The organism is Pseudomonas sp. SWRI22, from assembly GCF_014268395.2.
Classification (GTDB): Bacteria; Pseudomonadota; Gammaproteobacteria; order Pseudomonadales; family Pseudomonadaceae; genus Aquipseudomonas; species Aquipseudomonas paracarnis.
Map to the genome: position 1 here is coordinate 37,943 of NZ_JABWQK020000001.1, position 20,692 is coordinate 58,634.

Consider the following 20,692-nt stretch of genomic DNA (forward strand, 5'->3'; position numbering starts at 1 on the left):
TTCAGGGTATCGGGAACTTGCTCTTTGTCGAATCCACTCCCATGTTCCTCAAATATTCCTGGGCGGGCCTTAAATCGCTTTTTTTGGGTAGATAGTGTCCAGAGACATCGGAAAGGTGGAATTTCCCGAAGGCGTCTTTCCTTATATAGCCTGCGCTGACTACCTTTTCTGATTGGCCACTGCCAGCACCGATTTCCGCGATGGCAGGATGTGATAACCATTTTGGCGGTGCACTTTTGTCGATAGTACCGATGATCAGTTGGTTGTCTTGAGTGAAGACGAACTTGCTGACTGTATCGGGTTTCAATACAACCTTCAGGTCATCCGGCTTTGTGATGCGAACCAGTTCCGCTCGGGCCGCTCGGGGGTTCAATGCCGCTCCGGCCAGATGCAGCTCGGCGTTCAGGTCACGAGCCCTGGTATTGACCAGCACTGCAAGTGGTTTTCGAATGGGCGGCTCTATTCGCGAACTGCCGGAGGTGGAGGAGCTGCTTGCAGGCACTAGGTTTTCCGCCGAGGAGGCAGAATGAGGCTGCGGTAGGGGGGCTAGCGTTTGAGGTAGTTTGGCGCCTCCCGGCAAACCGGTTAGCACCCATTCGCCGTTCCCTTTGTTCAAAAGCGTAGCCACCCGACGCTTTGTCTCGGGGTTTATAACGTTTACAAATCCTGATTCGAATTTGAACGCTGGGCTTATTTGATAGACCCTGCTCACGTCTGAGTTATCGGCGTAACGGATCAACCATTTTTCACCGACTTGTTGTGGCCCGGTGGCGCTGAGCGGTTTTCCTGCCAGTAGCTGATTATCCAGTGCGTACGCGGCGAGGTCCCCACGGTTCTGTACAGGGTGGGCCGGGTTCGGCAATTGAGTCGGGATGCTTGAGGGGCGGCCGGCCGATATCGACGTACCCGGAACCGGTACGACGTGACCGCTTGGCGTACCGTTTGTACCTGCCGTGATTGTCAGTCGCTGTTGGAGCGTGCGCCCAGGGGTTCTGAACACTGGGCGCAACGGGGTCCTTTTGAGTAAAGGGATACCCGACGCAGCCATGGCGAAGTCGTTGTACACCGCCCCCCAGCGTCCCGGTTGGGTGAGGAGCTTGGGCAGGCTTTGTCCGGGTGTACGCAACGTTCTTAGCGCAGCCTTGGAGAGCCTGTTGGTGGCTGACATACCAGCGTTGACCGGGATGAGGCTTAGAACGAATTGGGCTATGTCTGCGGCGAACATTAATTTGTTGGCTGTGGATCGGGCCGATATCTCTGCGCTGGTTGTCATCCCAACCGACGCTCTCCCTCTGAGTAACCCCACCTCCTGCATGTACAGGTTTTCAGTGATGCTACCTTTGAACGGCTTCAGCCGGATGCCCGCTTCATGGTCGGCCGCGAATTTCTTGAGCCACGTGCCGAGCTGAGGCAAAAACAGGGTGTCGTGAATATCGTATCGATCAACAGGTGATACCCGCTGATCCATGTAGGACATCCACTCGGACGTGTTCAGCAGCGCGTTAAGTTGATCCTCGTCCACAATTTCTCTGAAAGGACGTCCGTCGGGAGCATCCGGGCTGTACAGCACCAGCGAGGGGTGGTTGGTCGGTTTGATGACCATCATGCCCTGGACGGGTTTGCCGTTCAGGACCACTCTATGCGAGACGATGGACGCACCATTCACGATTGGCCAGGTGGTGGAGTCGCTATGCTCAAGTGTCGCTTCGATCCATTGTTCGGCGATTTTTTGCCTGTTCAGATAGGCGTCGGGATCCAGGCTGGTGATGAACGCGTCCTTGGCCATCCTTGCCTTCAGATGGTTTTTCCACGCGTCGGGCAGCACCCTGGCTTCGTCGGAGGTGGCAGTGGGGCTGAGTGTGTCATCCAGTAGTTTGAGGTATTTGCCGCCCACATCGGTTTGGCTGATCAGGTCCTCGAGAAACGGCTTATCCAGGGTCAGCAGGTATTTTCCATTGGCACTTACGACGCGAGCGGCCCAGGTGCTCGTCGGCGAGCTTTCATGCCATGGCGTTGTGTTCATGAGCGTCAGGTCGGTAAGCGATCGGGTGTGGATCTGCGGCTTTGGCGCGTTTGCGGAACCTAAAAGGCCGCGATTGCTCGACTGCTGTGTGGTCATCTGAACCATCACGTGGTCAGGGTCTATTTCCTCGTGCTGGTAGCGGTCCGGCAGCTTGGCTTTCAACGCCTGGGCCAGCAACTGTTTGGCGAAAATGTTGGGGGCCGGGATGTTTGCCAATAGCGCTTGCAAGTGCGTAAGGCTTGTATCCTGTGCTTCCTCCAGCTCCCTATAGCTCGTTTCTTGTTGGGGAGTCAGTTCTTTAAGCCATTGTGGCTGCAGTTTGTTGTGCAGTTGTTCATTGCGTGCGAGCAGGGCATTACTGCCATCGAAATGCAGTGAAAGATCCGCTGCATCATTGATGGTTTCGACAGTTTGGGCAGAGAGCAACGACGGTGTGCGAGAGGAGCCAGCTTCGGCTTGCGCTTGGGCGAACCCGGCCCGCATGGTTTCATTGACCTCGTCAGCCTGTCGCTGCAACAACTGGGGAAAGGTTTGTGCCACGACGTCGCCGCAGACGGGGGCGAACCCCAGCATTAAATCATCACCCCACGGAGGGTTTCGACTGTGCTCTACCGACACCGGTAGACTTTTGAGTAGCAGGTTGGCCTTCTCGTCATCATTATCGATTCTCTGCATCAATGCTTCGCGGGCTTTGCCAGGGCTCGCGAACTCCTCGAAACCGTCCCCGGGGGTATAAAGCACTACAGGCCCGGTGGTGTCATCCAGCCCGATATTACGGGTGTCACTTGCGGCGTAAGGTGCCTCGGCCGACGAGCCGTCGCTGCGAGTGATAAGAAAACAACCGGCTAAAAATGCGCCGTTGGCGGAGTTGTCATCTATCCGGATCGGATACACCCCAGGCCGATCCCCTGCGGGAAGTTCGCGCTCGCGTGCTTCAAGGGTGGGGTACTGAAAGGCGGTGTCGATCAACTTTTTGCCAGCCTCGCTGAGGGTTCCGTCTTCAACCCGCAGGGCTGCCTCGGTGGAAAGCATTTGCCGATGCAGGGCGAGCAGTTGGGCTGAACGTGATGGCTGCTTGGAAGAGCCTACGGGTGATCTTTTCCAGTAGCTACTGAGCGCGCCTGAAAAGCGGGTTGCGATATCGTATGCAAGCGTCAGCAGGGAACCCTGATGCTCCAGCCTGGTTTGGGGAGCACCCGCAGGTCCGTCAATGTAAAAGCCCGTTTGTATGTCGGCACTGTGCTCTTCAGTGTTGGGCGTGCCAGTGACGGCGTTTATGTGGACTTGCGCGACTTTTTCGAGCAATGCCTCCGATAAGCTTTGCGTAGAAATCAGCACGGGCTCTGCCGGCGGCTGTTTTCGATAGGTGTTGACGTGGATAATGTTCGGGTCGATTGATGTGAGCTGGGGAAAGGCTTTTTTCAACTGAGCCTGGGTGAAGCGTTGGAATGTCATCTGCTGACTGAGTAAATCAATAATTTTCTGGTTGTACGCCTGATGCTGCTCAATCAATTGGGATTGCGCGGCGACTGCGTTCGGCCCTGTATCATTGGCAACGACTGGCTTTATGCCGGCTACTTGGATTTTGATCCGATCATCCGGGTCTAGTCCCAACGGCTTGGGCTGAGGGTGATGCGATAAAGGCGGGTGTTGCGTTGTCGATTCAGAGGCTGTGCCCACGGACAGCTGGATCGCTTGCGGCGCAGGTGTTTGGCTGACAGAGAGAGACGTTGAGCGCATTTAACATCCTAAGGATAGATATGCAGTTCCTTCCGCCTGAGAAATGATCAAGGCTTCGTGCCCTGGGGCCAACTAAGTGAGTGGAGGCGTCCTATTGGTTCCAAGGCCGAACTCATGTACATCTGGAAACAGGAATTCTCATGAAAGACAGGTAGTACGGCCGGGGTTTTGATATTTGTTGCACAACTCACCGGGCTCACATTTAGAAGGACCCGCATGTCGTTCGTCGAAACCAATCAAGTCCACCTGCTTGCCGCACTGTGGTTCATTCTCTGCTGGGGCGGCTATACCCGTTATGCCACCTGGAAAGCTCGAGATACGGCCTGCCTGGCCAGCGTGTTGCACCTGTACCGTGAAGACTGGATGCGCCGCATGCTGTTGCGCGATAACCGCATCGCCGATGCCAGCGTGATCGGCAACCTGGAGCGTAATGCCTCGTTCTTTGCCTCCAGTACCTTGATCATCCTTGCGGGTATCCTGACCGTGCTCGGTGCTTCGGAGCGGGCGGTGTCGTTGCTGGCAGACATTCCGATGGTGCAGCAGGCGTCCCAGGGCATGTCGGAGGTCAAGTTGCTGTGCCTGGCCCTGGTATTTGTCTATGCGTTTTTTACTTTCAGCTGGTGCATGCGCCAGTACAACTTCGCGGCGGTGCTGGTGGGCTCGGCGCCGATGATTGGTGAACGACATGTGTCGGAGCAGGAGCGCAATGCATTTGCCTTGCGGGCGGCGCGGGTGATTTCGATGGCGGCCAACCAGTTCAACTTTGGCCTGCGTGCGTATTACTTCGGCATGACCATGCTGGCCTGGTTTGTCAGCCCCTGGTTGTTCATGTTGATGAGCAGCGGGGTGGTGCTGGTGCTGTACCGCCGCGAGTTCCATTCCGATGTATTGCAGGTGATGGTGTATACCCCGACCGATATGCCAGCAGTCGACGCTGTAAAAGAGGGCGCATCGTAGCGCTGGCAGTAAATCGCAGACAAAGAAAAGCCCGCTTAGTCAGCGGGCTTTCTTTTTGCTGCAATACAGCTTCAAACCCTGCGATTACTGCTTGGCAGGTTCTGCAGGTGCGGCAGGCGCAGCTTCTTTTGCAGCAGCTTCGTTCGATTCGGCCTGAGCTTTGGCAGCTTCGGCGTTTTCTTTCGCAGCGTCGTTCACTTTATCCTGTGCTTTAGCCATATCTTGCTGAGCTTGCTCAGCATGTGCAGCAGCGTCTTGGGCTTTGTCTTCGGATTTCTTGTCGCAGGCAGCCAGACCGAGAGCAGCGGCCAGCATCATGGAAATAGCTAATGTCTTACGCATGGGGTGTTTCTCCTTATTGAAGATATCTACTGGCCTTTCGAACCCAAGGGGCCAGCATTAGTTCCTTATGTCCCACAGATATATAGCATGTTTCGTACAGGAACTTTACCCAGTCATTCCAATCCGCCGAATTCACACTAATAAGAGTCTAAAAACAATGACCGTAAACCCTTTGTTGGAGCGTGCCGTGCGCTTCGTTTCGGCCCTGCGCCATTGCCAGGTGCTGGGTGTGGCGGTGCATGAAGCCAGCGAGGAGGGCATGACCCTCGTACTGCCTTATGGGCCGCATATTGTCGGTGATCCCCTGACCGGGGTGATCCACGGCGGCGCGCTGACCTCCTTGATGGACACCGCTTGCGGCATGGCGACCCTGTGCGTATTGCCCGAGTTCGAGGTGTGCCCCACCCTGGACCTGCGTATCGACTACATGCATCCCGCCGAACCCCATAAGCCGGTGTATGGCTTCGCGCAATGCTACCGGGTCACCACCGACGTGATCTTCACCCGTGGCGTTGCCTATCAGGATGACCCGCAACAACCTATCGCCCATGTGGTAGGCACGTTCATGCGCATGGGCAAGCGCCTCAAAGGGACTCAAGGCTTGGGCACTGTCATCAAGGGAGAACAGGCATGACGCATCGGTTCAAGACGCGCCTGGAGCAAGCCCTCGATCGTGGCGACTACGATGCGCTGCTCGAGCTGGTGCCCTATGCCAGGCTGATCGGCATCGAATGCACCCGCCTGGGGGATGAGTTGCTGTTTCGCCTGCCGGCCAGCAAGGACAATATTGGTAACCCCATATTGCCAGCGTTGCATGGCGGGGTGATCGCCGGCTTCATGGAGCTGGCAGCCGCCATGCACCTGCTGGTGTTCACTGGCGCTCCGGGCCTGCCGAAAATCATCGACTTCTCCCTGGATTACCTGCGCGCCGGCCAGTTTCGGGACACCTATGCCAAGTGTCAGGTATGGCGCCAGGGCCGGCGCGTGGCCAACGTGGCGATTACCGCTTGGCAGAGCACGCCGGCCGAACCGATTGCCACTGCCCGGGCACATTTCAAAATTGAGGAATTGGTCCGCCCTTGAAATCCTGGGCTTAGTCCCCAACTTTGATGACAACCCGCCGCCAACCCTCAAGGGCGCGGCCACTGCCATCCAATTGGAGTTTGATGACCATGAGTGTGGAAACTCAAAAGGAAACCCTGGGCTTCCAGACCGAGGTGAAGCAACTGCTGCACCTCATGATCCATTCGCTGTATTCCAACAAGGAAATTTTCCTTCGCGAATTGATCTCGAACGCCTCTGACGCTGTCGATAAATTACGTTTCGAAGCCCTGTCCAAGCCCGAGTTGCTGGAAGGCGGCGCGGAACTCAAAATCCGTGTGAGCTACGACAAAGACGCCAAGACCGTCACCCTCGAAGACAACGGTATCGGCATGAGCCGTGACGATGCGATCACCCACCTGGGGACCATCGCCAAGTCCGGCACCGCAGATTTCATGAAGAACCTGTCGGGCGACCAGAAAAAAGACTCTCACCTGATCGGCCAATTCGGTGTGGGCTTCTATTCGGCCTTCATCGTCGCCGACAAGGTTGAAGTATTCAGCCGCCGCGCCGGCCTTGACGCCAGCGAGGGCGTGCACTGGGCTTCCAAGGGCGAGGGCGAATTTGAAATCGCCACTATCGACAAGGCTGACCGTGGCACGCGCATCGTGCTGCACCTGAAAGCCGGTGAAGACGAATTCGCCGATGGCTGGCGTCTGCGCAACATCATCAAGAAGTACTCCGACCACATCGCGTTGCCGATCGAGTTGCCCAAGGAACAGACCGTTGCCGAAGGCGAAGAAGCCCCTGCGGTGGAGTGGGAAACCGTCAACCGCGCCAGCGCCCTGTGGACCCGTCCGCGTACCGAGATCAAGGACGAGGAATACCAGGAGTTCTACAAGCACATCGGGCACGACTACGAGAACCCGCTGAGCTGGAGCCACAACAAGGTTGAAGGCAAGCTCGAATACAGCTCGCTGCTCTACGTACCGGCCCGTGCTCCGTTCGACCTGTACCAGCGCGAGGCGCCAAAAGGCCTGAAGCTGTACGTGCAGCGCGTGTTCGTAATGGACCAGGCGGAATCCTTCCTGCCGCTGTACCTGCGCTTTATCAAAGGTGTGGTCGACTCCAACGACCTGTCGCTGAACGTGTCGCGGGAAATCCTGCAGAAAGACCCGATCATCGACTCCATGAAGTCGGCGCTGACCAAGCGCGTACTCGACATGCTGGAAAAGCTGGCGAAGAACGAGCCTGAGCAATACAAGAGCTTCTGGAAAAACTTCGGCCAGGTCATGAAAGAAGGCCCGGCGGAAGATTTTGCCAACAAGGAAAAAATCGCCGGTTTGCTGCGTTTTGCCTCGACTCAAGGCGAAGACGGCGAGCAGGTTGTGTCCCTGGCTGACTACCTGGCACGTGCCAAGGAAGGTCAGGACAAGATCTACTACCTGACCGGCGAAACCTACGCCCAGGTCAAGAACAGCCCGCACCTGGAAGTCTTCCGCAAGAAAGGCATCGAAGTGCTGCTGCTGACCGACCGTATCGATGAGTGGCTGATGAGCTACCTCACCGAGTTCGACGGCAAAACCTTCGTCGACGTGGCCCGTGGTGACCTGGACCTGGGTAACCTGGACTCCGAAGAAGAGAAGAAAGAAGCCGAAGAAGTCGCCAAGTCCAAAGAGGGCCTGGTTGAGCGCATCAAGGCTTCCCTGGGCGAAGCGGTGAGTGAAGTGCGGGTTTCCCACCGCCTGACCGATTCCCCGGCGATCCTGGCTATCGGCGAGCAGGACCTGGGTATGCAGATGCGCCAGATCCTCGAAGCCAGCGGCCAGAAAGTGCCGGATTCCAAGCCCATCTTCGAATTCAATCCGTCTCACCCGCTGATCGAGAAACTCGATGGCGAGCAGAGCGAAGAGCGGTTTGGCGACCTGTCGCACATCCTCTTCGACCAGGCCGCCCTGGCAGCCGGCGACAGCTTGAAGGACCCGGCCGCGTATGTGCGCCGACTGAACAAGCTGTTGGTTGAATTGTCGGTTTAACACCGTTGTAGAAAAACCCGCTTCGGCGGGTTTTTTCGTTCTGGCTCTACTGTAGGAGCGAGCTTGCTCGCGAAGAACGTCAACGATAACGCGCAAATGCTGAATGAGCGCGGTGATCTCACGTTTTTCGCGAGCAAGAACTAGGCGTCCCCCTCGCTCCTACAGGGAGCATCGTCAATCCATCTGAATTGGAGAAAATGATGAGCCAAGTCACTGTACGTTCCGTGGTCTATCAGATTGATGGCCAGTCTTATGAAAGCCGTCTGGCATTCGATGCCAGCCACAAGGGCCCGTTGCCGGGACTGCTGATGGCGCCGAACTGGATGGGCGTGAGTGCGGGGGCCGAAGAGATTGCGAAGGCCGTTGCCGGCAAAGGCTACGTGGTGCTGATTGCCGACCTCTACGGGCAAAACGTACGTCCTTCAAATGGCGATGAAGCGGGCGCGGCGATGATGCCGTTGAAGAATGATCGCCCGTTGCTGAACAAGCGCATGCAAGCCGCCTTCGAGCAACTGCAAGGCCAGGTTGAAGCCGCGGTGGACACGTCCAAACTGGCCACCTTCGGCTTCTGCTTTGGCGGTTGCTGCGCCCTGGAACTGGCCCGTACCGGCGCGCCGCTGAAGGCTGCCGTGTCGTTCCATGGCACTCTGGATACACCGAACCCCGCAGACGCGAAGAACATTAAGGGTTCAGTGCTGGTGCTGCATGGCGCCTCGGACCCGTTGGTGCCCAAAGAGCAACTGCCAGCGTTCGAAGATGAAATGAACGCGGCGGGTGTGGATTGGCAGTTGCTCAGCTACGGCGGCGCGGTGCATTCCTTCACCGACCCCCATGCCAATGTGCCGGGCAAGATGATGTACGACGCCAAGACCGCCGCACGGGCTTTCCAGTCGATGCATAACTTGTTGGATGAAGTGTTCAAGGGCTGATGCTTCGGCGCCTGTTCGGGCCTCTTCGCGAGCAAGCCCGCTCCCACATTTGAGTGCGTTCACAGATCGAAATGTGGGAGCGGGCTTGCTCGCGAATGCTATCTAACAGGCAACTCGATTCTTTCTGACTCCCCCGGCACAGTGGGCCAATCCCCAGCCGCCCAACGCTGTCTCGCCTGCTCGATCACAGCCGGGTCGCTCGCCACAAAATTCCAGTTGATCCGCCGTGGCCCATCCAGCGGTGCCCCGCCAAATACCATCAGGTGGCAATCACTCTCGGCATACAGAGTCATCTCCTGCCCAGTCGGCAATACCACCAAGCTGTTGACCTCCAGGGCTTCACCGTCCAATTGCACCTCACCCTCCAGCACATACACCGCGCGTTCCTCATGTTCATCAGGAATCAACAGGGTGGTGGCGGTTTGCATCTGTACCTCGGCATACAGCGTCGGCGACAGCACCGGCACCGGTGATCTGAGGCAAAAGCCATCACCGGCGATCAAACGCACCTGCACGCCGAGGTTATCGCTCATCGGCAAGCTTGCGGCTGGGTGGTGGCTGTAGTGTCCGGGCCCGGTCTCGTGGTCCTTGGGCGAGGCCAGCCACACCTGCAGGCCATGCAGGTTGAAACCCCTGGCCTTGACCGCTTCAGGTGTGCGCTCGACGTGGGCAATCGCGCTGCCGGCGGTCATCCAGCTGACATCGCCGGCTTGCACCACCTGGTCCGAGCCAAGGCTGTCCTTGTGCTGCAAGGTGCCTTCAAACAGGTAGGTGAGGGTGGACAGGCCGATGTGGGGATGCTGGCGGATATTCATGCCGTTACCCGGTGCGTAGCGGGTCGGCAGCATATGGTCGAAAAATACAAAGGGACCGACGCTGCGGCATTCACGCGAGGGCAGGGGCCGCAGGATAGGCTGGCCTTCTACATCTTCGAGGCGAGGGCGAATCACGGTGAGGGTGGTCATGGGCATCCCAGTCTGAGCGGGTTGGATGCTTTGAGCATAACCCGCTCGATGGGAAGTTGGGGCTATTGGCTGAAGGCGCCTTCCGACAATTTCGTCTCGATAGTGACTTCGGCGGTGGTCATCAGCTTATGTACCGGGCACTTATCGGCCACGCGATGCAGTTCATCGCGCTGGGCGTCGGTGAGTACGCCCTTGAGGGTCAGCTTGACGTTGAGTTTGTATTTACCCTTTTGCTCTTCGTCGCTGTCGTGAGTGACCTCCACGGTCACGCCGGTCAGCGGGATATCTTTTTTCTGCGCGTAGAGCCTTACGGTCAAGGCTTTGCACGACGCCAGCGCAGCATCGAAATAATCGTGGGGGGAGGGCGCCGAATCGTCACCGCCCAGGCTCTTGGGCAGGTCGGTAAACAGCTCGTGATTATTGATATTCACGCTGTGACGGAAGTTTTCAGCGTTCAGCGTATTAACGGTAACAGGCATGGCAAACCTCATAAGGGCGCAGGATGAAGGTCATGCAGTTATAGAGCATGCTGGCACCCCAGTGTTCCGGTTTTTTCCATGCTGAACCCTGAAGGCTGGCGCAAGGTCTACCCGTTTCAACCCTTATTGAGGTTTTACCGTGTCTGGAGCCCGCCTGAGTCTTGCCTTGTTGCTCGCCGCCAGCAGCCTTGTCGCGCAGGCCCGTGACTATGCCTACAGCGACGCGCACCTGCACTACGTGGATTTTTTCCAGGAAACCGCCGGCATGGACAAGCTGCTCAAGGCCATGGCGGACAACCGCATTGAGCACGTCATGATTTCCGGGATTCCCGTGGCCAAGAAATGGCACGAAGACGAGCCCAAGCGCCCGCGCTATTACGCCGGTGACGACGCCGATGCCTATTGGTACAGCGCCACGGATGTGGTCGTCGCGGCGGCGGTCAATAAACTTTCCCCCGAGCAACGCCAGCACTTTCATCCCTTCCTCGCCGGTTTCAATCCCAACGACAAAAACTCCGCCGCCCACATCCAGCGTATGCTCGACCTCAACCCAGGGCTGTGGCAGGGCATCGGTGAAGTGTTCACCCGGCACGATGACCTTACCGCCCTGACCTCCGGTGACACCCCGCGCGCCAATAACGAAGCCATGACGCGCATCTATCACCTGGCGGCCGAAAACGACCTGCCGGTGATGCTGCACTCCAACATCACCTCCAAACGTGAGCGCAACCCGCTGTACCTGGCGGAAGTCGAACAGCCGTTACGCAATCACCCGCACACGCGTTTTATCTGGGCCCATGCGGGTACCAGCAAGGAAATTCACCGTCATCAGGTGCAGATGGACTTTTTGTTGCCTACCCTGACGCGCCTGCTTGAGGCGTACCCCAACCTGTATATCGACCTGTCCTGGAGCATGCTCACGCCCTATCTGCTGGATGACGCCGGCAAGCCACGGTCGCAATGGGTTGCGCTGGTGGAGCGCTTCCCGGATCGCTTCATGCTCGGCTCCGATGTTGTGGGGCGCTTCAATAAGTTGGGCAAGGAGATGCGCCGTTTCGATCCTTTCCTCGATGCGTTGCCCGAAGACGTTGCCCACAAGGTTGCGCGCGACAACTTCCTCGCCATCCTGCCCAAGCCGCATGGCGATGGCGACGCGCCTTGATATCGCGTTTTGATCTTACGCCAATGACCTGAGGTGCCGATAACGTCCAAGAGACCCGCTGCAGGTGGATGCAGTACTTTTGGAAGGAACCCTGGCATGAATATCCGCAGTTTGAATATCGCCCCTCGCGCCGGCCTGGGCTTTGGTGTGCTGGCGTTGATGGTGTTCGTCTTGGGCGGCTTTGCCCTGTTGCAGATGGCCAATATGCGCCAGCAGTCGGACCAGGTGGAGACCAACTGGCTGCCCAGCGTGATGGCGGTGGGGGAGATGAACCAGGATGTGTTGCGCATTCGGGCGCTGACGTTGCGCTTGTTGGTCAACCGCGACCCCCAGGCGGTGGCGCAGAACGAGCAGAAAATTGCCGAGATCAAAACCGGTTTGCACCACGCTGAAGGCGTGTACGAGGCATTGATCGTCTTGCCTGAGGAGCGCGTGCTGTTTGATCGCTTCAAGGTCGAGGAGCAGCAGTACCTGCAACGCCAGGAGCAGGTGGTGGGCTTATCCAAGGCCAATCGGCTGGAGGAGGCCATTGCGGTGGTCAATGGCGAAATGAATCAGATGGCTGACCAGATGGCCGTGACGCTGCGTGAGTTGGTCAATCTGAACAAGTCCAGCGCCAACGAGGCCGCCCGGCTGGCACAGCAGGTGTTCAGCCAGTCGCGGGTCTGGGTGATGACCATGATTGGCGTCACGGCGTTGGTCACGATTGGCCTGGCGGTGTGGCTGACACGCAGCATCGTGCTGCCGCTGGCACAGTCGTTGAAAGTGGCCCAGGGCGTTGCCAGTGGCGACTTGACGGGCGACATCAGGCTCAGTGGCAGCGACGAGCCGGCGCGCTTGCAACAGGCGCTCAAGCGCATGCAGGAGAGCTTGCGCGACACTATCCGGCGCATATCAGAATCGTCGAACCAATTGGCGTCGGCTTCCGAAGAGCTCAGTTGCGTCACCGAGGATGCGACCCGTGGTTTGCACCAGCAGAACCAGGAAATCGAACAGGCGGCCACGGCAGTCAATCAGATGACGGTGGCGGTGGAGGAGGTGGCGAGCAATGCCGTGGCCACTTCCCAGGCGTCTCGCGAATCCGACCGGATTGCCCAGCAAGGGCGTGAGCAGGTGCAGCAGACGGTGGTGTCGATTGAAGCCCTCGCGACCGATGTGACCGCCAATGTGACCCAGGTCGAAGCGCTGGCGCAAAAGGTCTATGGCATCAGCACAGTGCTGGATGTGATTCGCTCGATTGCCGAGCAAACCAACTTGCTGGCACTGAACGCGGCGATTGAAGCGGCGCGAGCGGGGGATGCCGGGCGCGGGTTTGCGGTGGTAGCCGATGAAGTGCGGGCCTTGGCCCATCGCACGCAACAGTCGACCCAGGAAATCGAGCAGATGATCAGCGGGATTCAGCAGGGCACCGACCAGGCTGTCAGCTCGATGCAGCAGAGCAATACTCGGGCGCGCTCCACACTGGATATCGCCAAATCGGCGGGCATGGCCCTGGAAGAGATTGCCTCGGCATTCACCTTGATCAACGAACGCAACCTGGTAATCGCCAGTGCCTCGGAGCAGCAGGCGGCGGTGGCGCGGGAGGTGGATCGTAACTTGATGAATATCCGCGACCTGGCGCACCAGACATCGACCGGGGCCAATCAGACCAGTGCAGCGAGCCAGGAGTTGTCGCGGTTGGCGGTGGATCTGAATTCGATGGTGGCGCGGTTTTCGGTGTAGGGCGGGGAACCGGGTTGGCCCAATCGCAGGCAAGCCAGCTCCCACACTGGGCCGTATTCCTTCAGGATGAACGCGGTCGAACATGGGAGCTGGCTTGCCTGCGATGAAGGCGACGCGGTTTCAAATCAAAGCGCAAAAAAAAGCCCCGAACCAGTCGGGGCTTTTTCGTGTGATCAACCTGCGGGCTTACTTACCCTGCCAGCGCTTGAGTACCAAGGTGGCATTGGTGCCACCGAAGCCAAAGCTGTTGCTCATCACGGTGTCGATCTTGGCGTTTTCAACGGTCTTGGTCAGGATTGGCATATCGGCCACAACCGGATCAATCTCGTCGATGTTGGCCGAGCCGGCCATGAAGTTGCCTTCCATCATCAGCAGGCAATAGATCGCTTCGTGAACGCCAGCGGCGCCCAAGGAGTGACCCGACAGGCTCTTGGTGGAGCTGATTTTCGGAGCCTTGTCGCCAAATACCGCACGCACGCCTTCCATTTCCTTGGCATCGCCGACCGGGGTCGAGGTGCCGTGGGTGTTCAGGTAGTCGATTGGGGTGTCGACGGTGGACATTGCCATCTGCATGCAGCGGATGGCGCCCTCACCGCTTGGCGCAACCATGTCGTAGCCGTCGGACGTCGCGCCGTAGCCAACGATTTCCGCGTAGATCTTCGCGCCACGGGCCAGGGCGTGTTCCAGCTCCTCGACCACCACCATGCCACCACCGCCGGCGATGACGAAACCGTCACGCTTGGCGTCGTAAGCGCGGGAGGCTTTTTCTGGGGTTTCGTTGTACTGGGTGGACAATGCGCCCATGGCGTCGAACAGGAACGACTGGCTCCAATGCTCTTCTTCACCGCCGCCGGCAAATACGATGTCCTGCTTGCCCAGTTGGATCTGCTCAACGGCAGTCCCGATGCAGTGGGCGCTGGTGGCGCATGCGGAGGAGATCGAGTAGTTCACACCCTTGATCTGGAATGGCGTAGCCAGGCAGGCGGAAACGGTGCTGCCCATGGTCCGCGTGACACGATAAGGGCCGACGCGCTTCACGCCTTTTTCGCGCAGGATGTCCAGCGCTTCCATTTGGTTGAGGGTCGATGCGCCGCCGGAGCCGGCGATCAGGCCGGTGCGTACGTTCGAAACCTGGTCTTCGCTCAGGCCGGAGTCGGCGATCGCGTCTTTCATGGCCAGGTAGGCGTAGGCGGCAGCGTGGCCGACGAAGCGATAGATCTTGCGATCGATCAGTTCTTCGAGGGGCAGGTCAATGGAGCCGGAAACCTGGCTACGCAGACCCATTTCGGCATATTCCGGGTTGAAGCGGATGCCAGGGCGACTTGCACGCAGGTTAGCGGTGACGGTCTCTTTGTCATTGCCCAGGCAAGAAACGATGCCCAGACCAGTGATAACGACGCGGCGCATGCGGATAACCCTTAAAAGTTGTCAGTGGAAGTGAATACGCCGACCCGAAGGCCTTCGGCAGTATAGATCTCGCGACCGTCGACAGTCACCGAACCGTCGGCGATGGCCAGGTTCAGCTTGCCCTTGAGGACGCGCTTGATTTGAATGTTGTAGGTGACTTTCTTGGCGCTCGGCAGTACCTGGCCAAAGAACTTCACTTCGCCCGAACCCAGGGCGCGACCACGGCCCGGCAGGCCTTGCCAGCCCAGGTAGAAGCCGACCAGTTGCCACATGGCGTCAAGGCCCAGGCAACCTGGCATCACAGGGTCGCCTTCGAAGTGGCAAGCGAAGAACCACAGGTCAGGGGTGATATCCAGCTCGGCGACCAATTCACCTTTGCCGTACTTGCCACCCTCTTCGCTGATATGGGTGATGCGATCCACCATCAGCATGTTCGGGGCGGGCAGTTGCGCGTTACCTGGGCCGAACAGCTCACCGCGACTGCAGCGCAGCAGGTCTTCCCGAGTAAAGGCGTTTTGTTTGGTCATGCGAGCTCCTCAATAATCCCATGCGGCAGGGTAGGGCAAATCTTCCCGAACCGAATGAAGCGTTCATGCCTCATAGCGGCAGCCTACACATAGACTATTGCGTTGTAGTGAAAGTCACAGCGGCAAGGCACTGAATGTACACTTGTTCACTGAAATTTTAAACCGGGCCTGTTTATCAGCCCGTTCGGGTGCCTAAGACTGCCGCACTTTCGTCTTTCACGCCAGTCGCAGTTGGCTGATGGCGCGGCGCTATTGCACCCAGCGCTGCAGGATTTGCTGCAAATCCGTGCGTTTGAACGGCTTGGCCAGGTAATCGTTCATTCCGGCTGCCAGGCAGGCTTCGCGATCGCCCTGCAAGGCGTTGGCCGTCAGGGCGATGATCGGCAGATCGGCGCAACCGGGCAGTTGGCGAATCTGCCGTGTGGCTTCGTAGCCGTCGATCAAGGGCAGGCGACAATCCATCAGGATAGCGGTGAAAATCAGGCTCTCGGCGCTGCGGATCGCCTCGGCGCCGTCCGTGGCCAGGCTGACTTCAAAACCCAGGCTGCGCAGCATCGCTTCGACCACGGTGCGGTTGACCGGGTTGTCCTCTACCAACAGCACGTGGCGCCCATCGCCGGCGCTGGCTTTGCCAAGCGCGTCAGGTGCGGTGACCGGGGCATGCTGCTGGTCAATGGCCAGCGGAATCTCCAAGGTGAACACTGAACCTCGACCTTCTTCGCTCTGGGCGCGCAAGGTGCCACCCATACGTTCGGCCAGGTTGCGCGCAATCGGCAGGCCCAGGCCCGTGCCACCGTAACGCCTGGAAATGGAGCTGTCTGCCTGCTGGAAGGCATCGAACATCAAATCCAGGCGTTCGGCGGAAATACCGATACCGCTGTCGCGTACGGTGCAGGTGAACCACACCAACTCATGGTCCAGGGTTTGCCAGTGGGGCTCCACGGTCACGCTGCCATGTTCGGTAAATTTCAATGCATTGCCGATCAGGTTCACCAGAATCTGGCGGATCCGCGTCGGGTCGCCGCGCACACGCAGAGCCTCCATGCCCATGGGAATGGGCAGTTCCAGGCTCAGCCCGCGCTGCTGGGCGCTGTGCTGGAAAGCCTGGGCGCAGCTGTTGATCAGATCGGCCAGGCTGAACGGAATATGTTCCAGTTCCAGGGCGGCGCGTTCAATGCGTGAGAAATCGAGGATGTCATTGATCACCTTGAGCAAATGCTCGGTGGACTCGCAAGCCAGCGCCGCGTACTCAGTCTGCTCCTCGGTCATCTCCGTGGTTTCCAGCAGTTGCAGCATGCCCAGCACGCCATTCATGGGCGTGCGCAGTTCGTGGCTCATCATCGCCAGGAAATCTGACTTGGCGTTGTTCGCCCGCTCGGCTTCTTCACGGGTCTGGATCAACTGCGCCATGGCTTGTTGCTGTTCGCGACTGGCCTGTTGAAGGCCCTCGGCCAGGTTGTTGATATGCCGCGAGAGGTCGCCCAATTCCGAGTCATCGACGATGGGCAGTGGCGTCTTGTAATCGCCTTGCTGGATGGCCTTGACCGCGTGCCCCATGGCGCTGATCGGCTGTGACAGGCTGGCCGACAAGCGTCGCGCCAGCAGGAAGGTAAACAGCAGGGCAAACAGCGCCAGGACCCCTGCCTTGAACAGGATTTCCTGCTGGCGCTGGCTGAAAGCGTCGTTGGACATGCCCACAATCACCCGCCCCAGGTAGTCCGCGCGGGGTGCCTTGGGTTCGCTGAGGTTGTCCTGGAAAAAGTCATTGTTGAGCTGGATGTGTTGCAGGCGGATCGGTGCCTGGAACACCTTCACCGACAGCGAACGGTCATGCCGCTCGGACGGCTGCTCCACATACACCAAAATGTTCTCGGCGCTGTCCTGGATCTCCAGGAAGCGCACATGGGGTGTGGCCAAGGTCGCACGCAGCAGGGTTTCAAGCACATCGTTGTTGCCGGAAATCACGCCGTACTCAGTGGCAGGCGCCAGCTGGTTGGCGATCAATTGACCGGTGTGGTCCAGCTCCTGGCGCAAGTCCTGAATGCGCACGAAGGTGAAGAAGGTGATGAGCAGCAGGGTCAACAGCAGCGCGGGGCCCAAGGTAATGAGCTGGGTGCGGGTGTTGATATCCCAACGACGGCGCAAGGTCATGGGCGTTGTTCTCCTTCGGCCAGGCGGGCGGCAACGGCGATTTCATCGACCTGTTCGATGCCCAGTGAGCGCGCGACTTGTGGGTTGCCCACGACTTTGAAGTACTGCGGGTAGAGCGTGCTGGGCCAACTGGCCGGCGGCTGGTCCAGCAGTCGGTCCAGTACCGCGAGCCAGTCGGATTGATCGCTGTAGGTGCTGGCCAGGCTGCCGGCCCGCACGAACCCAGCATTGGGCCCCACCAATGGCAGTTGTTGGGCGTAGCTGCTCAGCAACAGGTTTTTTACGGTCTTGGGGTTGTACAGCTGCGGATCGTCGAGGCCCAGTAGCACGTCGCTGTTTTTGAACAGGGTTTGCAGCGGGCGACTGTCGCTGGTGTTGTCCCAGGGCTGGGGCATGATTTCCAGGCCCATGGGTTTGGCGAACTGGATCAGTTCGCGCAGCAGGAATTCGCTATCGACCCCGTACAGCACGCCGACGCGCCGGGCCTGGGGCAGGATATTGGCGATCAGGCGCAGCTGACGTTCCAGCGGCGGGTCGCTCCATAGCAGACTGATTTTTGCCGGGTGGGAGTTGCCCAGGCGTTGTCGGGCCTGCAGGCGGCTGATGCGCAGCACCAGGGTTGGTGGCCCCTGAGCATCCTGCAGGCGCCAGTCCAGACCCGGCAGGTCAAGGAGAATCAGGCGTGTGCTGGCAGGCAGGTGACTGGGCGCTGGCAACTGCTTGAGTGGCGTGAAGCTGACCTGGTCTTCGGGGCGTTGTTGGGCAAGGGCCTGGGTAAAGGCGCGCACGCCGGCGCTGTCTTCGGCGGCCGTCAGCAGAATGTCGGCACTCCACGCCGGCGCTGTCAGCAACAGGCAGACGAGCAGCAGGCCGCGGCGCCAAAACCGTGAAACCAACAAGAGGGTCATCCGTGACTGGTCGGCCATGTCAGAAGTCCAGCTCGGCGCTGAAGTAGAGAACGTGGCGATGGTCGTAGTTGTTGTCGGCCCAGGTGGTGGGCTGGTCATCCAGGCGTTGCTGCAACATGCCCGCCAGCTCCACATTGGCTTTGCCTACGGCAATGCGCTTGGCCACCCGCAGGTCGACCCGCTGGAAGCGATATTGGTTGAGTGCGTCGTCGCCATAGTAGAACAAGGCGCTGGACCAACCCTGGCCCCACTCACGCAGCCAACCGGCCGAGCCACTGTTACGCGCGGTTTGCGCTTTGTCCAGCGGGTTGCTGGAGGTGGCGTCTACATAAGCATAGGTCAGGCGCAGGCGGTCGGCGTCACTCACGCGCCAGTCGAACTGCGACTCGGCACCGCTAAAACGCGAGCTGTTGGCGTTGCTGGCGATGTATTGGTTGTTGCGCAGCGGCGAGCTGATCATGTCGGTGATTTCGTCATAGAACAGCTTCACGTCGACATTCAGCCCCAGCTCGGCAAAGAAGCCGTTGTAGCCCAGTTCGCGCGAACGCATCAACTCTTTGTCGAGGTTGCCAGGGCCGCGCGTCACGACAAAATATTGACCGGCGTTTTGCCCGTAGGTCGGGGAGCTGAGATTGGTGACGCGGTAGCTCCAATTGACGTTGTTCTCGAACATGTCCGGCGAGCGGATTGCCTCGGAGTACACCGCGCGCAAGCCGTGGCGAGGATTGATCAGGTAATTGACCGCCACACGCGGCGTGAGCGAGTTGCCGCTCAGGTGGGTGTCTTCGTACATGGCGCCACCTTGCAGCAGCCAGTGCTCGCTGGCGCGCCATTCCAGGTGGCCGAACAGGCGCCAGGTGGTGTCGTCCAGGGTGCCATTGAAGTAGGTTTCGGAGTCGGCGCGGTCATAGCGGTAATTCATACCGCTGACCAGGCGCAGGCTGTCGGAGAGGCTGAGCGTGTCCTGGATCTCCACGTCGTAGCGGCTTTCGCGGGTGCTTTGGTCGATATCGCCGCACACGCTTTGGTTGGCACCGTTGCGCCACTGGTCCAGCACCTGGTTGGCCAAGGCCTGTTCGGCGGCGTTACCCGGTGGGGCGGAGCCTTGGCTGTAGGTGTCCATGTGCCGTGCCAGCAATTCGGCATAGTTGGGGTTGAGCTGCCATAACTGGGTCAGTTCAGGGCTGAACGAGGCCTTGGCGTCACAGGCTTTCCAGATTTGCTTGCGGTCCCATTGCTGTGCCGAGCCCTGGATATACAGGCTGTGGTCGGGGTTGAAGTCGAAGTTCCAGCGCAGGGAGCCTGCGTAGTCCTTGGCGGTGACATCGGAATTGGTGCCGCCTTCGGTAATTCCGGCAAACACCGGGGTGTAGGTATAAGGGCGCTGGTTGGTGCCTTCCTTGACGTCCAGTTGCCAATCGAGACTTTGTTGCGCGTTCAAGGCCTGGCTCACCGCCAGGCTGAAACGGTTGAGACGACGCCCGTCACGGCGGTCGGCGCCGACCGCGTCGCTGTCAAAACCATCGTCCTGTTGCCCGGACAGAGACAAGCGCAAATCGCCGGTCTCCCAGCCCACACCCTGGCTGGCATAGAAGTCATTGATGCCACGCTCGCCACGGATGACCTTTACCCGCGAGCCGTGGCTGTTGGCTGGCGAGCGGGTGAGGATATTCACCACCGCCATCAGCGCATTGGCACCGTAGCTGACGGTGTTGGGGCCGCGAAAGACCTCGATGCGCTCGATGTCCTCCATGGCCACTGGGATATCGCTCCAATCCACCGTGGCCAGGCCGGCGCGGTAGACCGAGCGACCGTCGATCAGCACCTGCATGCGCCGTGCGTCACTGGCGCTGGTGCCATGGTAATTCACCGACGCCTGGTTGCCGCTGGTGTAGCCGACCATCATCCCCGGGACCAGCCGCAGCAGTTCCGAGATGTCCCGGGCACCGCTGGCCTTGATCAGCTCACTGTCGATCACCGTCATGCTGCCGGGCACGGCGGCGGCCGATTGCTTGAGACGCGTGGCGGTCAAGACCTGCGGCAGCGGCTGGCTGTCGAGGAACAGATCGTCGGCCTGCGAGCAGGTAGCGCACAACAGCACCAACAACAATGATGAGCGAGGAGGAGGGCCCAGATACACGGCACGGCCTTGTTAATTGCGGATAGCCGCCCATGTTAACCGAGGTGCGGCTGTTTGCCAGTCGTCGGACTTGCATTTACTTCGCACGCCTCTGGCATTTTCTGACTCGCGCGAATTGATACGGGGGCTGGCCGCAAGCGGGGCGCCCCGTATAATGCCGCCA

Annotated in this window: 16 protein-coding genes; 7 read left to right on the top strand and 9 right to left on the bottom strand. The window is 59.1% G+C overall.

Annotation, left to right across the window (positions count from 1 at the left end):
- Position 1: 1 nt before the first annotated feature.
- The gene (locus HU730_RS00160) at positions 2–3,763 is read right to left on the bottom strand and encodes a DUF6543 domain-containing protein (protein WP_186526664.1); all 3,762 of its coding nucleotides are present in this window, start codon (positions 3,761–3,763) and stop codon (positions 2–4) included.
- Between the two features lie 216 nt (positions 3,764–3,979).
- On the opposite strand from HU730_RS00160, the gene HU730_RS00165 reads away from it, so the two are divergent.
- A complete protein-coding gene (locus HU730_RS00165; protein ID WP_034127195.1) occupies positions 3,980–4,720 on the top strand; it encodes a DUF599 family protein in 741 nt (246 codons plus the stop codon).
- Positions 4,721–4,804: 84 nt separating this feature from the next.
- Here the strand turns inward: HU730_RS00165 and HU730_RS00170 are convergent, their stop codons facing one another.
- The gene (locus HU730_RS00170) at positions 4,805–5,062 is read right to left on the bottom strand and encodes a hypothetical protein (protein WP_034127196.1); all 258 of its coding nucleotides are present in this window, start codon (positions 5,060–5,062) and stop codon (positions 4,805–4,807) included.
- 157 nt (positions 5,063–5,219) lie between these two features.
- On the opposite strand from HU730_RS00170, the gene HU730_RS00175 reads away from it, so the two are divergent.
- From HU730_RS00175 to HU730_RS00190, 4 genes are all read left to right on the top strand, one after another.
- The gene (locus HU730_RS00175; protein WP_014717736.1) at positions 5,220–5,696 is read left to right on the top strand and encodes a PaaI family thioesterase; all 477 of its coding nucleotides are present in this window, start codon (positions 5,220–5,222) and stop codon (positions 5,694–5,696) included.
- A complete protein-coding gene (locus HU730_RS00180) occupies positions 5,693–6,145 on the top strand; it encodes a PaaI family thioesterase (protein ID WP_186526665.1) in 453 nt (150 codons plus the stop codon). The genes HU730_RS00175 and HU730_RS00180 overlap by 4 nt, the downstream gene beginning before the upstream one ends.
- 89 nt (positions 6,146–6,234) lie before the next feature.
- Positions 6,235–8,139: a molecular chaperone HtpG gene (htpG, locus tag HU730_RS00185; RefSeq protein WP_014717738.1), complete on the top strand. Its 1,905-nt coding sequence runs from the start codon at positions 6,235–6,237 to the stop codon at positions 8,137–8,139.
- Between the two features lie 200 nt (positions 8,140–8,339).
- The gene (locus HU730_RS00190; protein ID WP_186526666.1) at positions 8,340–9,068 is read left to right on the top strand and encodes a dienelactone hydrolase family protein; all 729 of its coding nucleotides are present in this window, start codon (positions 8,340–8,342) and stop codon (positions 9,066–9,068) included.
- Between the two features lie 98 nt (positions 9,069–9,166).
- Here HU730_RS00190 and HU730_RS00195 read toward each other — a convergent pair whose 3' ends face one another.
- Together HU730_RS00195 and HU730_RS00200 are read right to left on the bottom strand one after the other, a co-directional pair.
- On the bottom strand, positions 9,167–10,033 hold the full coding sequence (locus HU730_RS00195; protein ID WP_186526667.1) for a pirin family protein: 867 nt from the start codon (positions 10,031–10,033) through the stop codon (positions 9,167–9,169).
- 62 nt (positions 10,034–10,095) lie between these two features.
- A complete protein-coding gene (locus HU730_RS00200; protein WP_034127200.1) occupies positions 10,096–10,512 on the bottom strand; it encodes an OsmC family protein in 417 nt (138 codons plus the stop codon).
- Between the two features lie 139 nt (positions 10,513–10,651).
- Here HU730_RS00200 and HU730_RS00205 point away from each other — a divergent pair, with 139 nt between their 5' ends.
- Positions 10,652–11,674: an amidohydrolase family protein gene (locus HU730_RS00205; protein ID WP_186526668.1), complete on the top strand. Its 1,023-nt coding sequence runs from the start codon at positions 10,652–10,654 to the stop codon at positions 11,672–11,674.
- Between the two features lie 96 nt (positions 11,675–11,770).
- Positions 11,771–13,396, top strand: coding sequence for a methyl-accepting chemotaxis protein (locus HU730_RS00210; RefSeq protein ID WP_060772677.1), 1,626 nt, complete (start codon positions 11,771–11,773; stop codon positions 13,394–13,396).
- A 186-nt stretch (positions 13,397–13,582) separates the two neighbouring features.
- On the opposite strand, the gene fabB is transcribed toward HU730_RS00210, so the two are convergent.
- From fabB to HU730_RS00235, 5 genes are all read right to left on the bottom strand, one after another.
- Entirely contained in the window at positions 13,583–14,803 is a 1,221-nt protein-coding gene (fabB, locus tag HU730_RS00215; RefSeq protein WP_003190033.1) for a beta-ketoacyl-ACP synthase I, read from the bottom strand.
- Between the two features lie 11 nt (positions 14,804–14,814).
- Positions 14,815–15,330 (bottom strand): 3-hydroxyacyl-[acyl-carrier-protein] dehydratase FabA, encoded by a 516-nt coding sequence (fabA, locus tag HU730_RS00220; protein ID WP_003190035.1) that lies wholly within the window; start codon positions 15,328–15,330, stop codon positions 14,815–14,817.
- A 249-nt stretch (positions 15,331–15,579) separates the two neighbouring features.
- Positions 15,580–17,481 carry an ATP-binding protein gene (locus HU730_RS00225; RefSeq protein ID WP_186526669.1) on the bottom strand — a complete coding sequence of 634 codons (1,902 nt, stop codon included), beginning with the start codon at positions 17,479–17,481 and terminating at the stop codon, positions 15,580–15,582.
- The gene (locus HU730_RS00230; protein ID WP_034127204.1) at positions 17,478–18,407 is read right to left on the bottom strand and encodes an ABC transporter substrate binding protein; all 930 of its coding nucleotides are present in this window, start codon (positions 18,405–18,407) and stop codon (positions 17,478–17,480) included. The genes HU730_RS00225 and HU730_RS00230 overlap by 4 nt, the downstream gene beginning before the upstream one ends.
- Before the next feature lies 1 nt (position 18,408).
- On the bottom strand, positions 18,409–20,529 hold the full coding sequence (locus tag HU730_RS00235) for a TonB-dependent receptor (RefSeq protein WP_186526670.1): 2,121 nt from the start codon (positions 20,527–20,529) through the stop codon (positions 18,409–18,411).
- Positions 20,530–20,692: the final 163 nt, after the last annotated feature.

What these genes read in the sequence shown, in the direction of transcription:
- HU730_RS00230 (WP_034127204.1), bottom strand. Translation starts at nt 18,407, where the DNA reads ATGGCCGACCAGTCACGGATGACCCTCTTGTTGGTTTCACGGTTTTGG.
- HU730_RS00180 (WP_186526665.1), top strand. Translation starts at nt 5,693, where the DNA reads ATGACGCATCGGTTCAAGACGCGCCTGGAGCAAGCCCTCGATCGTGGC.
- HU730_RS00170 (WP_034127196.1), bottom strand. Translation starts at nt 5,062, where the DNA reads ATGCGTAAGACATTAGCTATTTCCATGATGCTGGCCGCTGCTCTCGGT.
- HU730_RS00165 (WP_034127195.1), top strand. Translation starts at nt 3,980, where the DNA reads ATGTCGTTCGTCGAAACCAATCAAGTCCACCTGCTTGCCGCACTGTGG.
- htpG (WP_014717738.1), top strand. Translation starts at nt 6,235, where the DNA reads ATGAGTGTGGAAACTCAAAAGGAAACCCTGGGCTTCCAGACCGAGGTG.
- HU730_RS00160 (WP_186526664.1), bottom strand. Translation starts at nt 3,763, where the DNA reads ATGCGCTCAACGTCTCTCTCTGTCAGCCAAACACCTGCGCCGCAAGCG.
- HU730_RS00210 (WP_060772677.1), top strand. Translation starts at nt 11,771, where the DNA reads ATGAATATCCGCAGTTTGAATATCGCCCCTCGCGCCGGCCTGGGCTTT.
- HU730_RS00175 (WP_014717736.1), top strand. Translation starts at nt 5,220, where the DNA reads ATGACCGTAAACCCTTTGTTGGAGCGTGCCGTGCGCTTCGTTTCGGCC.
- HU730_RS00200 (WP_034127200.1), bottom strand. Translation starts at nt 10,512, where the DNA reads ATGCCTGTTACCGTTAATACGCTGAACGCTGAAAACTTCCGTCACAGC.
- HU730_RS00225 (WP_186526669.1), bottom strand. Translation starts at nt 17,481, where the DNA reads ATGACCTTGCGCCGTCGTTGGGATATCAACACCCGCACCCAGCTCATT.
- fabA (WP_003190035.1), bottom strand. Translation starts at nt 15,330, where the DNA reads ATGACCAAACAAAACGCCTTTACTCGGGAAGACCTGCTGCGCTGCAGT.
- fabB (WP_003190033.1), bottom strand. Translation starts at nt 14,803, where the DNA reads ATGCGCCGCGTCGTTATCACTGGTCTGGGCATCGTTTCTTGCCTGGGC.
- HU730_RS00190 (WP_186526666.1), top strand. Translation starts at nt 8,340, where the DNA reads ATGAGCCAAGTCACTGTACGTTCCGTGGTCTATCAGATTGATGGCCAG.
- HU730_RS00195 (WP_186526667.1), bottom strand. Translation starts at nt 10,033, where the DNA reads ATGACCACCCTCACCGTGATTCGCCCTCGCCTCGAAGATGTAGAAGGC.